This is a genomic window from Bradyrhizobium sp. Leaf396 (assembly GCF_001424605.1).
Taxonomy (GTDB): Bacteria; Pseudomonadota; Alphaproteobacteria; order Rhizobiales; family Xanthobacteraceae; genus Bradyrhizobium; species Bradyrhizobium japonicum_C.
Genome location: NZ_LMQJ01000023.1, coordinates 347,629 through 360,320, shown reverse-complemented (window position 1 = coordinate 360,320; position 12,692 = coordinate 347,629). Strand labels below are relative to the sequence as shown.

The following is a 12,692-nucleotide window of genomic DNA, read 5'->3' as shown; positions in this document are numbered from 1 at the left end:
GGAGGAAGGCTCAGGCTCTGAAAGCTCAAACCTGCGCGTTCAGTGCCGGCCGCGACCCGCCCGTAGCCCAATCGAGAAGCTCAATCGTGTGTACGACCGGAACTGACGTGCCACTGGCAATCTGCACCATGCAGCCGATATTGCCCGCGGCAATCATATCCGGCTTGACGCTCACGATGTTGGCGACCTTGCGATCGCGCAACCGACCCGCAAGCTCAGGCTGGAGAATGTTGTAGGTCCCCGCCGAACCGCAACACAAATGGCTCTCCGGCACATCTTTCACCACGAATCCATTCTTGGAAAGCAATTCTTTCGGAAGGCTCGTGATTTTCTGCCCGTGCTGCAACGAACACGCCGAGTGATAAGCGACGACGATGTTCTCCTGCCGCGCGGCGGTCGAGAGTTCGAGGCCGGCGACGTATTCGGTGATGTCCTTGGCGAGCGACGACACCTTGGCCGCATCGGCCGCGAAGGCGGCCTCCTCGCGCAGGAGATAGCCATAATCCTTGATGACCGTGCCGCAGCCTGAGGTCGTCACGAGGATGGCATCGAGCCCCTCGCCGGCCGCTTCCTTCCGCCATGCCGCGACATTGGCGCGAGCTCGCGCCAAGGCATCCTGGTCGTCGCCGAGGTGATGGGTCAGCGCGCCGCAGCACTGCTCGTCCCTGACAAGGACAACCTCGATGCCGTGGCGCGTCAGCAGATTGATGGCGGCCTGATTGATGCGCGGCGCCAGCACCTGCTGGGCGCAACCCTGGAGCAGCGCCACACGTCCGCGCTTCTTGCCGAGCGCTGCGAACACGCTGCCTGCAGCAGGCCCTGCCGGTGGCAGCCGATTCGGCGCCAGCGCCAGCATCGCCTTGATGCGGTGGATCAATCCGGGTGTGGCCGAAGGCCGGGGCGTCGGCAACAAGACGCCCAGCGGACGGGCGAGCCGCGCCAGCCACATGCTGAGGCGGAAGCGCTGCGGATCCGGGAGCACGAAGGCCAGCACGCGGCGCAGCAGCCGCTCGGTCAAGGGCCGCTGATAGCGCTGCTCGATGCGGACCCTGGCCTGGTCGACGAGATGCATGTAGTTCACGCCCGAGGGGCAGGTCGTCATGCAGGCAAGGCACGACAGGCAGCGGTCGATGTGCTTGACCACCTCGGCCGTCGGCGCCTGGTCCTTTTCCAGCATCTCCTTGATCAGGTAGATGCGGCCGCGGGGGCTATCGAGCTCGTCCCCGAGCAACACATAGGTCGGACAGGTCGCGGTGCAGAAGCCGCAATGGACGCAAGCACGCAGGATCTTGTCGGCTTCCGCGATCTCGGGGTCGGCGAGCTGCGCCAGTGAGAATTCGGTCTTCATGCCGTAGCGCCCCGGCTCAAGCGTCCCCGGTTGAGAATGGCCTTCGGATCGAAGCTGGCGCGCACCCTCTCGCTCAGCGCGGCGATGCCCGGCTCTTGCGGATGAAATACATCGACGTCGCGCCTGACCTCCTCTTCCGCCCGGATCAGCGTGGCATGTCCTCCGGCCGCACTCACGCGTGCGCGCACGACCGGGGCATGGGCATCCGACTTCGGCGGCAATGCCGCCCAGATCAGCCCGCCGCCCCAATCGTAGATCAAATCGCCCCCCGTCTCGCGGGCCAGTTGGGTGCCGAGTGCCGCGCCCGAGGCCGGCGGGCAGACGATCCGCCACACCGGCCAGGCGCCGAGCGCGCCGGTCGCCGCGAACGGCAGCACATCGCGGATCGTGGTCCACAGCGCCGCAGATGCGCCATCCTCGACCAGGGTCGCGGTCCCGAACGACACCAGCAGTTCGCGCAGCGATCCGGCGCGGTGCGCGACAGACGCCATGATCCCTTCGAGCCGCAGCACGGTCAGCGGCTCGCCCTCACCCGCGACGTCGCCTAGCCCCTCGACCTTGGCCCGGAGTTCCGATTTCGGCAGATGCGCGGCACCGGAGACGTCGAAGGGCGAGCCCAGCGCCACGGTCATGGCCTTGTTGGCGGCGGCATCATCCATCCCACGCAGCAGCAGCGTCCGCTCGGCTTCCGGCTTCGGCATCACCTTGAGCGTAACCTCCGTCATCACCGACAGCGTGCCCCAGGAACCGGCGAGAAGCTTGCAGAGGTCGTAGCCGGTGACGTTCTTCACCACCTTGCCGCCAGTCTTGAAGCTGTCGCCAAAGCCGGAGACGGCGTGCGCCCCGAGCAGGTGATCGCGCGCGCCCCCGGCCCTGATCCGCCGTGGACCGGCAAGCCCGGCCGCGATCATGCCGCCGATAGTGCCTGACATGGGCGTGCCGAGCAGCGGAGCGGTGTTCATCGGCTCAAAGGCGAATTGCTGGTTCTTGGCATCGATCAGCGACTGCACGTCGCCCAGCGGCGCACCGGCTTGGAGCGTGACGATCAGCTCATTTGGCTCGTAGGACGTGACGGCATTCAAGGCCGAGACGTCGAGCACGGCATTGGTCGCCATCGCGTGGCCGATGCTGCGCTTACTGCCATGGCCTATGATCTCGAGCGGCTGCTCGTTCGCAATCGCCGCGCGTACCACCTCTTCAACGTCTTTGGCGTCTCTGACTCTGAGCGTATCCACGGGAAAAGCCGGTAGCGAAGTTTGCGAGGGAAAGCAATTCGTTCAGCGCAGACTAGAACCGCGGAATGTCCGGGAACGCCAGCTTGCCCGCGTGCACATGCATGCGACCGAGCTCGGCGCAGCGGTGCAGGGTCGGGAACACCTTTCCGGGATTGAGCAGGCCCTGTGAGTCGAAGGCGCATTTCAGCCGCTGCTGCTGGTTTAGGTCGATCTCGCTGAACATGTCGGGCATGAGGTCGCGTTTCTCGATGCCGACGCCGTGTTCGCCCGTGAGCACGCCGCCGAACTCGACGCAGGCGCGCAGGATGTCGGCGCCGAAGGCTTCAGCGCGCTCGATCTCGCCGGGCTTGTTGGCGTCGTAGAGGATGAGAGGGTGCAGATTGCCGTCGCCGGCGTGGAACACGTTGGCGCAGCCGAGCTGGTATTTTTCCGAGAGCTCGCGGATGCGCGCCAGCGCCTTGGGCAGCGCGCCGCGGGGAATCGTGCCGTCCATGCAGAGATAATCGGGCGAGATGCGGCCCACGGCCGGGAATGCGGCCTTGCGGCCCGCCCAGAACAGGTTGCGTTCGGCCTCCGACGTCGAAATCCGGCAGGTGGTGGAGCCGCACGCATTGGCGATGGCCTCGACGCGCGCGATCAGCTCGTCGACCTCGATCTTGGGGCCGTCGAGTTCAATGATGAGGAGCGCTTCGACGTCGAGCGGATAGCCGGCATGCACGAAGGCCTCCGCGGCGTGGATCGCCGGCTTGTCCATCATTTCCATGCCGCCCGGAATGATGCCGGCGCCGATGATGCGCGCCACGCATTCGCCGGCGGCCTCGACCTCGGCGAAGCCGACCATCAATGCGCGTGCCGTCTCGGGCTTCTGCAGGATGCGCACCGTGATCTCTGTGATGACGCCGAGCAGACCTTCGGAGCCCGTGATGACACCCATCAGGTCGTAGCCGGGGTTCTCGGCCGACTTGCCGCCGATGCGCAGGATCTCGCCGCTCATCAGCACAATCTCGCAGCCCAGCACGTTGTTGGTGGTCATGCCGTATTTCAGGCAATGCACGCCGCCGGAATTCTCCGCGACATTGCCGCCGATCGAGCAGGCGATCTGGGAGGACGGATCGGGCGCATAATAGAAGCCGGCATGAGCGACGGCTTGGCTGATCGCCAGATTGGTGACGCCGGGCTCGGTGACGACGACGCGGTTGTCGAAATCGATCTCGCGGATGCGCTTGAACTTGCCAAGCCCCAACAGCACGCCGTCCTCGAGCGGCAGCGCGCCGCCCGAGAGCGAGGTGCCGGAGCCGCGCGGCACCACCTTGATGCTCTGCTCTGCACAATATTTCAGGACGAGCGAGACCTGCTCCGTCGTATCCGGCAGCACCACGACCATCGGCGGCTGCCGGTAGGCGGTCAGCCCGTCGGACTCGTAGGCCCGCATCTCGGCAGCACTGTCGATCACGCCTTCCCCGGGCACGATCGCACGCAACGCAGCAATGATTTCCGCGCGCCGCGCGAGCACGGCCTGGTCGCTGGCAGGCATCATGATGGCCATATCAAGTCCTTCATGGCATATCGTTCCGGCTGACGCCGTACGATCGATTTGTCGCGACAAATCAATCACGTCCGCGCCCGTTTGGGTAGGCCATCCGAAAGTCGCAGCGACGATGTTCCGCGAGTTCGCTCTGGGACAAGTAGGAAATCGTGAAACCTGTCATGGTTTGGTGGCTTGTCCAAGCCGAGCAGGCCTGCCAAAAGCGGCAGGTCGGCGATTGTCGATCAGGCAAGAGACTGACCAGAGCCACCAGGGAAGAGACGAAGAGCACCCGATGACAAAACTGACTTTTGGCGCACTGACGATCCTCACCGCGATTGCCACCGCTCCCGCCGCGATGGCGCAGGATGTCGCGGCCGGCAAGACATCGTTCAACAAGTGCCTGGCCTGCCACGCGATCGGCGAAGGCGCCAAGAACAAGGTCGGCCCCGAGCTCAATGGCCTCAAGGGCCGCAAGTCGGGCACCGTTGAGGGCTACAACTACACGGACGCGAACAAGAATTCCGGCATCACCTGGGACGAGGCGACGTTCAAGGAATACATCAAGGACCCCAAGGCCAAGATCCCCGGCACAAAGATGGCGTTCGCCGGCATCAAGAACGAGACCGAGATCGCCAATCTCTGGGCCTTCATCGCCCAGTACGACAAGGACGGGAAGATCAAGCAGTAAGCGCGCAAAACGCGGCCGCTGACATCGCTTGATAACGGGTTCAGTCGGCGGCCGCCTGCGCCGGAACGATCTTGCCGATCATGGTCTCGATCTCCGCCTTCACAAGATCCGGCACGGCGTTCTGCACCATGTGGCCGAGACCGGGACGTACGATCAGCTTCGCATTCGGCACCATGGCCGCGAACGGGCGCGCATGGATGTTGGTCGATACCGTCTTGTCGGGCTCGCCGGCGATGATCGTCACCGGCGCGGAAATCTCGCCATAGCGCGCGACTTGCGCGGCGACGGCCTCCTTCAGCGTCACCAGATCATGGGCGTTGGCGATGAATTCGCGGGGGCGCAGCAGCAGCGGCGTCGCGGAGTCCTTGACGAAGCCATCCGGCATGGTTTGCGGCAGGAAGACATTGCGCGCGCCGGATTCAGCGAGAACATAGCCGAGCGGCAGCGTGATGGTGTAGGCGAGCAGCGGACCGATCACGGGCGTTGCGATGATCTCGTTGTAGCGGCCGACGCCGCCGCGCCAGGGATGAGTGACGGGCGCGAGCATCACAAGACCGGCAACGCGGTGCGGATGATCGAGCGCGATCCGCGCGCCGAGAGCACCGCTCCAGGAATGCACCACGAAGACCGCGCGATCGATCCCGAGCTTATGAAGCGCCTCGTCGATCATCCGCGCCTGGATCTGCGGTGTCGAATCCTGCCGGCGCGCCCGCGAGCTCCAGCCATGGCCGGGGCGGTCGATCAGAACAACGCGCCGGTCCTCCGCGAGGATATCGCCGAGCGGCCGCCGCATCGCTTCGAGATTGGAACTCGCGCCGTGCAGCATCACGACCGGCAGGCCGGCCTCACGCGGGCCGAGATCGACGACGTGCAGCGTCGCGCCGTCGACTTCGATCATCCGGCCCTGCGGCGGAAAGGCGCGTTGCACGGCGACGATTCCCACCTGCGTGACCAGGGCCAGCAGAACCAGCGCCGTCACGGCTGACATCACGATCATCGAGCGAATCCGGGTGATCCTGGGCACAGGGCAGTTACGAGAGCGATCGGACGGCAGTTTCGCCGCCGGCCTTTTTCGCTTCCACTGTAAATGCCGGGGCTGTGGATATGTGCATAATTCAAAACGAAAAAACTCAACGAAATCAGCGGCTCTCCCAACGCGCGCGCCGGCCCGGGATAGCTTCATGCAGTCGTCATCGCGGCGTCCATATAATCGCCACGGTCGGTTCCGCCATCTACGCGCGGATGGGCGCCGATCCGCCTCGCAACCTCAGAGATGCGGGAAAGACCGGCAGGATTTGTCCTGGTTGAACCGGAGAACCTCAATGAGCTTCAGATCAAGCGACACTGCGATCGACGAAATCGTCGCGAGTTGCAATGGCGACCTGCGCGGTGCGGTGCGGGCGCTGCTCCTGATCAACGAGCATCTCGAGACCGAGCTTGCAAGGGCTTACGCCGCAGCGGCCGATCGCGGCCTTGTCGAGCGCGGCGGCAACGTCCTGCATTGAAGTGCGATCGATCGCACTTCAGGCTCTCTCTTGAGCGTGATCTCGTCGAAAGAGACCGCCGCACACGTTTCCGGATCATGCTCGGCGCGCGGGCTAGTTCGTCCCGTCTTCCTCCTTTTCGTCCTCGGGCGTGACTGCGGGACAGACGCGGATCGTCGAGCGGGCAAGCTTGGCATCCGCCCTTGACTTGTAGGGACCGTCGCCGAAGAAGATGTCGCCGGCGATGACCGGATTGCTGGTCACGATATTGCATTTTCCGGTGGCGCGGTTGCCGACCACCCAGAACAGTCCGTCGGCGAAGCTCACCGTTCCCGACCCGAGCAGCAAGACAGCTGCGACCATCAAACGTTTCATGGCTTTCGCTCCTGCCGTGGACGTAGGCCTGCAAAGCGCCGCGCAACAGCCCCGCTGCGCGACGGCTGCGATCGTGGTTAATCGGCGACGGCTGCAATCGCTCAAGAAATGATCGAGTTGTAGGCTAGATGTCGCGGCCCTCGACCTTCTCGGTCAGCGCCTTGACCTGATCGGGTATCTTTTCGAGGTGGGGATTGACGGCGAGCGCCTTGCGATAGGCATCAAGTGCGCGCTTCTCGTTGCCGACCTCCTGCATGATCATGCCGAGACCAGCGAGCGCGCCGAAATGGCGCGGCTCCCGGATCAGCACTTGCTGGATGTCCGAAAGAGAGCGGCCATAGTCGTTCTGCATGTAATAGAGCGTCGCACGCCGGTTCCATGCCTCGATGTAATCCGGCCTGAGCTTGATGACCGAATCCAAGAGCTTGATCGCAACCTCGATCTTCTTCGCGTCGACCGCGGTCTTGGCCCGCGCCATCAGAAGCGCCGCAGTGTCGCTCGGTGTCTGCAGCCAGACCGCCCAGATCCGCGCCTCGACGTGCTTGGCGCTGGTCTCGTCGGGGGCCGCCTTCAACGCGCCGAACAGGAAGTCGAGATTCTTGCTGCGATCGACCTTGGGCAGCTTGGCAGGCGCTTCCGGGAGCTTCTTCTGTTTGCCGGGCGGCTCAACCTGCTGCGCCAGGGCTGGAGCCACGCCGGCGGTTCCCAGCACAAGGGCCAGACACAGCGCGCGGACGAAGGGGAATCTGATTGTCATCGTGAAAGTCTAAACGCGCAAAGCCGCCCTTGCCAAGCAAGGGCGGCGTCAAACTCGTGTGAGAGCGTAGTCTTGCGGAGCGCCTGACGGCGCCCGGCAGGGCAAGATCAGCCTTAGGGCGGATCAGCCCTGGCGAGCCTTGAAGCGGCGCTGCACCTTGTTGATCACATAGACCCGGCCCTTGCGGCGGACCAGGCGGTTGGCGCGATGGCGACCGCGCAGTGATTTCAGCGAGTTACGGACCTTCATGGCAGAATCCTGAACGTTCGAAAGGCCGTTTTCGGCACTACCGTTTCGGCACGCGCGAATGTGGCAAAATGGGATCTTTCCCGCCGGCGGACCGACCGCCCGGGACGGGGCGGTTCTTAAGGCATGGCGGGAGGTGATGTCAATGTTAACTGGCCGCGCCGGACCGGCAATCCGTGAAAACAACCCCATGCACTGTAGAAGCGGCCGGATCGGCCGGACTTTCTGGCAATGACTTCAAAGGCCTCCCGCGACGCCTTGCCAAATTCGTTATATACTATAATCAATTCGGCAACACGTCGGGAGGACACCCATGCCGAAGCTGAAGCTGCCAAACATCGACGATGTCGTCGCCATCGACATCCACACCCATGCCGAGGAGCCCTGCGGCACGCATCCCGACGACGGCTACGACGATTTCCAGGCGCAGATGGCGGAGTATTTCAAGTCGCCGCACAAGCATCCGCCGACGGTGCCGGAGACCGCGGCCTACTACCGCTCGAAGAACATCGCCGCCGTGATCTTCCCTGTCGATGCCGAGCGCGAGACCGGTTTCCGCCGCTACAAGAACGAGGAGATGCTGGAGATCGCCTCCGAGCATCTGGACGTCCTCATCCCCTTCGTCTCGATCGACCCGCACAAGGGAAAGCTGGGCGCGCGCGAGGCGCGCAAGCTGATCGAGGAATACGGCGTGCGCGGCTTCAAATTCCACCCGACCATGCAGGGCTTCTATGCCAACGACCGCATGGCCTATCCACTCTATGAAGAGATCAACAATGGCGGCGCGATCGCGCTGTTCCACACCGGCCAGACCGGCGTCGGCTCCGGCATGCCGGGCGGCATGGGCATGCGGCTGAAATATTCCAACCCCATGTACATGGACGACGTCGCGGCCGACTTCCCCGATCTCAAGATCATCCTCGCACACCCCTCCTTCCCCTGGCAGGAAGAGGCGCTGTCGGTCGCGACCCACAAGCCGAACGTCTACATCGACCTCTCCGGCTGGTCGCCAAAGTATTTTCCGCCGATCCTGGTGCGCTACATCAACTCGATTCTGCAGGACAAGATGCTGTTCGGCTCGGACTGGCCGGTGATCACGCCGGACCGCTGGCTGTCGGACTTCGCCAAGATCGACATCCGCGACGAGATCCGGCCGAAGGTGCTGAAGGCCAACGCGCGCAAGCTGTTGGGGATCTAGTGGCGGCATGAGTTTGGGTTGAACCTGTTTGCTTTGCGCTTGGGCTCGACGTCGGCCTGAAGCGTGGCTCACTATTCCAATTCGCCCGCGGCCAGGCACCGGCTGTAATAAGCGGGCGCAGGATTGCAGCGGTTCAATCGGCGAGACTGTGTTTGCTCATTCGCAAGGCGACAACCACACCCTCGTCTGACCACTCGAAAGCTATGGTGCCGCCGAGCTGTGAAGCCATGCTCCGGTGCACCATCTTGCTTCCGAAGCCGTGCAGCTTTGTTGGCGCGACCACCGGAGGGCCGCCGCGTTCGGTCCACATGACCACAACTTCGTCTTCATGGGCGTTGCAAGAAACGTCCAAGGTGCCACTCGAAACAGACAATGCGCCGTATTTCGCAGAGTTTGTCGCCAGTTCGTGGATCACGAGGGCTAGTGCCGTGCTCGAGCTCTCTCCCACGGTCATCTTGGGGACCGAAACGCGAATACGAACACTAGCTCCCTTCTCATCGTACGGTGCGAGCAGGACAGAGATGAGATCGCCGAGAAGCGTGGCCCCGGTCTTCTGACCGGGTATTCGACGAATGAGGTCTTGAGCACGGCCTAGGGCGATCAGGCGACTGGTCAGTTCCTGTGCCATCTCTTCTTTTGTTTCGGCCGAGCGGGATGTGATTTGGGTAAGGGCCGTCGCAATCGTCAAAAGATTCTTCACCCGATGGCTCATCTCCCCCGCCAGCAGTTCATTTGCTTCCTCGGCCTGCTTGCGTTGGGTGACATCAAGGAAGATACCGAACATAACTCGTTCTGCGATGTCAGCATCGTCCCCTTGGCCCCGGGCGGAGATCCAGCGAACATCGCCTCCAGATAAGATACGAAAATCGATCTCATAAGCGCCCACTACCGCTCGCGTTGCCGAAAAGGCCGACCTGACCCTTTCGAGATCGGCAGGATGAATATTCCTGGACAGTATTTCGAAGGTAATTGTCCGTTCTTCCTTCGAAACATCCCAAAGATCATATGCGGCCTCGTCCATCGTGATCGCGTCAGTGTCGACGTTCCAAGACCACAATGCGACGCCGGCGGCGCGCGTCGCGGCCCGGAGGTGCTTTTCGTGCCATACGGGCATGCTCACGTCTCGAGGAGACATTGGTTTAGTTTTCCCGCTGATTCAGGTAAGGCGCGTCCTCATCCGAAGTGAAGGCGCCATGATGTGCCGGTGATGGATTCACTAGGCGCTGGTTCCCTCAAGATAGATACAGAATTCCACAGCAAAGCAGCCGTAGTGACGCTGCAACCGCAACTCGTCCCCTGCACTGACGGGCGGTTCCGATGTAGCCGGGTGACCGCTTTGAGAATAAGCCAAAGGGCGGCTTACTTTCACGACTCAATGCTGATGAAGCAGTTTGCGGGCTTCGTCCTCACCCCGAGGCTCCATTCTTCGTCCGGCCGGGACTTGCCAACGACGTCCTGAACGGAGCGCCTGCGAAAGGTCGTCGCCGCCCGCCATGCCGCCTTGTCATCCGGCAATCCCCCGTCATGGCTTGGGCACCTTGTGGACGTGGAGGAAGTGTCTGGGCATTCTCAAGTATGCCGCTGCGGCGGACAGACGGCTCCAGATACGGGAACGAAATCGGGCCACTTCTAAGTCAACTTAGGCCGGTAGCGCGGGCGACGCGCGCGCTCCCGCGATGAGCGCACCTCAGTCAAGCATTGCTCAACTTCGCTGATGGGCAATTGTGGACATTCCCGCAACGGACTTCCCTATCAGGTCCTGTGCCCCCGGGACGCAGATGGCGGATATGCCGCCTGCGCATCGGATTGCAATTGCTCCTCAGCCCGATGCCAATATTCTTCGTCCCTTCCTTCCTGTCGGCCCTCCAATTCCCAAAGATGGTGGGCCCGCTCACGGATCCGTCCTTCAAGAGCGGTGCCATCCTCTCCTCCGTCTCCGAGACTTGTAACGCCTTGGTCGGACATGCATTCATCCCTTTGAGTGTTCGGCTACGAGGTCACGCGATAAGAACGTGTCGCGCTAGCTATGGAAGAGTGCCGCTGCACAACGAGAAGCAGCAGGAACACGGGAACCACGATTGGCGGAACGATCCATTCCGAGGTCCAACAATGCCAAATCGCACGCTCCTGCGCGAGCACGACGTGGTCGTGCTTCAATGACCGGTTCTCGGCGAGAGCGCACGTGACTCTCAGTCACCGGTCGAAGCCGTAGCGGAAGATACGGTGGTGGATACGACCCTACGCTTGCATCACGCCAATAGCGAGGACTAAACGCCGCGCGCCCCGATGGCTCGATAGTGCTGGCTATTGCCACGCACAAAGCCCAAGGTCCTGATCGCCGGTGCCGGTCGGGGACGCTCTCACAAGAAGGCAGGCGCGCATGACCATCCGTTCGCGGCGGGAAACCGTCACATTCAAGCATCCGTTCCACATCCGCGGCATTGCGCGCGAGTTGCCGGCAGGCCGCTATGAGGTCGTCACCGACGAGGAGATGATCGATGGACTTTCGTTCGCGGCTTGGCGCCGTGTCGCCACCATGATCACGGTGCCGTCCAAAGACGTGCAGGGCGCGACGGAGATACGCGCGATCAGTTCGGTCGACCTCGCGGACGCTCAGCGCACCGACGTGAACCGCTGATGACCGACATCCCCGTCGAGTTCGACAAGCACCGCTGCAAGGCGGCGCAGTAGGCAACAGATCTTCGCCGTGCGCTGGCCGAGATCGAGAACAATGCCAGGGACCTGCGCGAGCGCGAGTCCAATCTGCCTAATGCACCGTCTGTGCAGCAGCTTCGTCGATGGCCGCCATGACGTCTGGCATTGCAGACTGGTGAATCATATGACCCACTCCGGCGATGCGGTGCAGTTTACTTTGCTTGACCTCTCCATGAAGCTTGGCCGATTGCTCATTGATGTCAATCAAGCGATCCCCTTCACCCGCAATGATGATCGTAGGCATCCCAAGTTCGCTGTAGGTCTTTTCAGCCGAGAACGCACCGGGGACCATCAAGGCTGCTTCTGCGGCGCCGGCACGCATCTGCCCCGGTCGCAGTGCCATGTCTCTGGGAAAACCGGCAAACTTCCCAGGAGCCGGCTGCGGGCCGAACAGCTTCTTCAACATCGCAGGCCACATCAGGCGACCGAGGAGCGGCGAGGCGGTGTAGCTGATGATGTCCCCTAGTCCCGGCGTCGCAGGCAACAGGGAGGTCGCTGAATCGCTCCGAGCGGTGGGGAAATAGTAGCCCGACGCAAGCACCAAGGCTTCGACCGAGGACGGGTGCCGGATCGCGAGCGCTACCGCGACAGACGCTCCCCACGAATGCCCGAGCACGATCGCGCGGTCGACATTCAACTGATCAAGTGCAACCTTGAACAGATCCGCTTGCGCTTCCGGGGTCCAGACGACGTTGCGGGGCCGGAGGCTATGTCCGAAGCCGGGCCGGTCGAACACGATCACCCGGTAGGTTTCAGCCGCGCGATCGATCAAGCCACTCGATTGGAAATCCTGAATCATGCTCCCGTTCCCGTGGAAGAGAACGAGAGGCCGACCGTTGCCGCGTTCAACATAGTGCAGCCGGACGCCGTTGACCTCGATGAATCGCCCTTGTGGAGGATTGTCGCGTTGCGCCTTCTTCGCAAACTTCCGGTTGATGAGCGCGGCGCCCGCCATGAGAGTGGCCGCGCCAGCAACGGTGGCAAGCGCAGGGTGACGCTGGAATGCGACGAGACACTTGGACAGGATTCTTGGAAAACGAACATGCGGGACAGTCATTGGCACCACCTCTCCGGGTCTGCACGATGCCTCAGGCATTGAGAAATGTTGCAGGTGAAAT

Annotated in this window: 14 protein-coding genes; 4 read left to right on the top strand and 10 right to left on the bottom strand. The window is 62.7% G+C overall.

Annotation, left to right across the window (positions count from 1 at the left end; all coding sequences use genetic code 11):
• Nucleotides 1-25: 25 nt before the first annotated feature.
• The 3 genes from glcF to ASG57_RS21820 are packed head-to-tail and all read right to left on the bottom strand — an operon-like array spanning nucleotide 26 to nucleotide 4,129.
• Nucleotides 26-1,348: a glycolate oxidase subunit GlcF gene (glcF, locus tag ASG57_RS21830; protein ID WP_057197411.1), complete on the bottom strand. Its 1,323-nt coding sequence runs from the start codon at nucleotides 1,346-1,348 to the stop codon at nucleotides 26-28.
• Nucleotides 1,345-2,583, bottom strand: coding sequence for an FAD-binding protein (locus ASG57_RS21825; RefSeq protein WP_057197409.1), 1,239 nt, complete (start codon nucleotides 2,581-2,583; stop codon nucleotides 1,345-1,347). The genes glcF and ASG57_RS21825 overlap by 4 nt, the downstream gene beginning before the upstream one ends.
• Nucleotides 2,584-2,635: 52 nt before the next feature.
• Complete coding sequence (locus tag ASG57_RS21820; protein ID WP_057197407.1) at nucleotides 2,636-4,129, bottom strand: FAD-linked oxidase C-terminal domain-containing protein; 1,494 nt, start codon at nucleotides 4,127-4,129, stop codon at nucleotides 2,636-2,638.
• Between the two features lie 274 nt (nucleotides 4,130-4,403).
• On the opposite strand from ASG57_RS21820, the gene cycA reads away from it, so the two are divergent.
• Complete coding sequence (cycA, locus tag ASG57_RS21815; RefSeq protein ID WP_024337505.1) at nucleotides 4,404-4,799, top strand: cytochrome c-550 CycA; 396 nt, start codon at nucleotides 4,404-4,406, stop codon at nucleotides 4,797-4,799.
• A gap of 40 nt (nucleotides 4,800-4,839) precedes the next feature.
• Here the strand turns inward: cycA and ASG57_RS21810 are convergent, their stop codons facing one another.
• Entirely contained in the window at nucleotides 4,840-5,796 is a 957-nt protein-coding gene (locus ASG57_RS21810; RefSeq protein ID WP_024337504.1) for an alpha/beta fold hydrolase, read from the bottom strand.
• Between the two features lie 325 nt (nucleotides 5,797-6,121).
• On the opposite strand from ASG57_RS21810, the gene ASG57_RS21805 reads away from it, so the two are divergent.
• Nucleotides 6,122-6,304, top strand: coding sequence for a hypothetical protein (locus tag ASG57_RS21805; RefSeq protein WP_024337503.1), 183 nt, complete (start codon nucleotides 6,122-6,124; stop codon nucleotides 6,302-6,304).
• A gap of 93 nt (nucleotides 6,305-6,397) precedes the next feature.
• Here the strand turns inward: ASG57_RS21805 and ASG57_RS21800 are convergent, their stop codons facing one another.
• From ASG57_RS21800 to ykgO, 3 genes are all read right to left on the bottom strand, one after another.
• A complete protein-coding gene (locus ASG57_RS21800; protein WP_024337502.1) occupies nucleotides 6,398-6,658 on the bottom strand; it encodes a hypothetical protein in 261 nt (86 codons plus the stop codon).
• Between the two features lie 124 nt (nucleotides 6,659-6,782).
• The gene (locus ASG57_RS21795; RefSeq protein WP_057197405.1) at nucleotides 6,783-7,415 is read right to left on the bottom strand and encodes a tetratricopeptide repeat protein; all 633 of its coding nucleotides are present in this window, start codon (nucleotides 7,413-7,415) and stop codon (nucleotides 6,783-6,785) included.
• Nucleotides 7,416-7,538: 123 nt separating this feature from the next.
• On the bottom strand, nucleotides 7,539-7,664 hold the full coding sequence (gene ykgO, locus ASG57_RS21790; RefSeq protein ID WP_006611362.1) for a type B 50S ribosomal protein L36: 126 nt from the start codon (nucleotides 7,662-7,664) through the stop codon (nucleotides 7,539-7,541).
• 310 nt (nucleotides 7,665-7,974) lie between these two features.
• On the opposite strand from ykgO, the gene ASG57_RS21785 reads away from it, so the two are divergent.
• Nucleotides 7,975-8,859 (top strand): amidohydrolase family protein, encoded by an 885-nt coding sequence (locus tag ASG57_RS21785; RefSeq protein WP_024337500.1) that lies wholly within the window; start codon nucleotides 7,975-7,977, stop codon nucleotides 8,857-8,859.
• Between the two features lie 133 nt (nucleotides 8,860-8,992).
• Here ASG57_RS21785 and ASG57_RS21780 read toward each other — a convergent pair whose 3' ends face one another.
• Together ASG57_RS21780 and ASG57_RS36960 are read right to left on the bottom strand one after the other, a co-directional pair.
• On the bottom strand, nucleotides 8,993-9,973 hold the full coding sequence (locus ASG57_RS21780) for a sensor histidine kinase (protein ID WP_156402768.1): 981 nt from the start codon (nucleotides 9,971-9,973) through the stop codon (nucleotides 8,993-8,995).
• A gap of 638 nt (nucleotides 9,974-10,611) precedes the next feature.
• The gene (locus ASG57_RS36960) at nucleotides 10,612-10,824 is read right to left on the bottom strand and encodes a DUF2934 domain-containing protein (protein ID WP_082529022.1); all 213 of its coding nucleotides are present in this window, start codon (nucleotides 10,822-10,824) and stop codon (nucleotides 10,612-10,614) included.
• Nucleotides 10,825-11,239: 415 nt separating this feature from the next.
• Here ASG57_RS36960 and ASG57_RS21775 point away from each other — a divergent pair, with 415 nt between their 5' ends.
• Nucleotides 11,240-11,497 (top strand): hypothetical protein, encoded by a 258-nt coding sequence (locus ASG57_RS21775; RefSeq protein ID WP_024337498.1) that lies wholly within the window; start codon nucleotides 11,240-11,242, stop codon nucleotides 11,495-11,497.
• Nucleotides 11,498-11,626: 129 nt separating this feature from the next.
• Here ASG57_RS21775 and ASG57_RS21770 read toward each other — a convergent pair whose 3' ends face one another.
• Nucleotides 11,627-12,631, bottom strand: a complete 1,005-nt coding sequence (locus tag ASG57_RS21770; protein ID WP_057197401.1) for an alpha/beta fold hydrolase — start codon at nucleotides 12,629-12,631, stop codon at nucleotides 11,627-11,629.
• Nucleotides 12,632-12,692: the final 61 nt, after the last annotated feature.

Coding starts and splice junctions, on each gene's coding strand:
- glcF (WP_057197411.1), bottom strand. CDS start 1,348: ATGAAGACCGAATTCTCACTGGCGCAGCTCGCCGACCCCGAGATCGCG.
- ASG57_RS21820 (WP_057197407.1), bottom strand. CDS start 4,129: ATGGCCATCATGATGCCTGCCAGCGACCAGGCCGTGCTCGCGCGGCGC.
- cycA (WP_024337505.1), top strand. CDS start 4,404: ATGACAAAACTGACTTTTGGCGCACTGACGATCCTCACCGCGATTGCC.
- ASG57_RS21810 (WP_024337504.1), bottom strand. CDS start 5,796: ATGATCGTGATGTCAGCCGTGACGGCGCTGGTTCTGCTGGCCCTGGTC.
- ASG57_RS21805 (WP_024337503.1), top strand. CDS start 6,122: ATGAGCTTCAGATCAAGCGACACTGCGATCGACGAAATCGTCGCGAGT.
- ASG57_RS21800 (WP_024337502.1), bottom strand. CDS start 6,658: ATGAAACGTTTGATGGTCGCAGCTGTCTTGCTGCTCGGGTCGGGAACG.
- ASG57_RS21795 (WP_057197405.1), bottom strand. CDS start 7,415: ATGACAATCAGATTCCCCTTCGTCCGCGCGCTGTGTCTGGCCCTTGTG.
- ykgO (WP_006611362.1), bottom strand. CDS start 7,664: ATGAAGGTCCGTAACTCGCTGAAATCACTGCGCGGTCGCCATCGCGCC.
- ASG57_RS21785 (WP_024337500.1), top strand. CDS start 7,975: ATGCCGAAGCTGAAGCTGCCAAACATCGACGATGTCGTCGCCATCGAC.
- ASG57_RS21780 (WP_156402768.1), bottom strand. CDS start 9,973: ATGCCCGTATGGCACGAAAAGCACCTCCGGGCCGCGACGCGCGCCGCC.
- ASG57_RS36960 (WP_082529022.1), bottom strand. CDS start 10,824: ATGTCCGACCAAGGCGTTACAAGTCTCGGAGACGGAGGAGAGGATGGC.
- ASG57_RS21775 (WP_024337498.1), top strand. CDS start 11,240: ATGACCATCCGTTCGCGGCGGGAAACCGTCACATTCAAGCATCCGTTC.
- ASG57_RS21770 (WP_057197401.1), bottom strand. CDS start 12,631: ATGACTGTCCCGCATGTTCGTTTTCCAAGAATCCTGTCCAAGTGTCTC.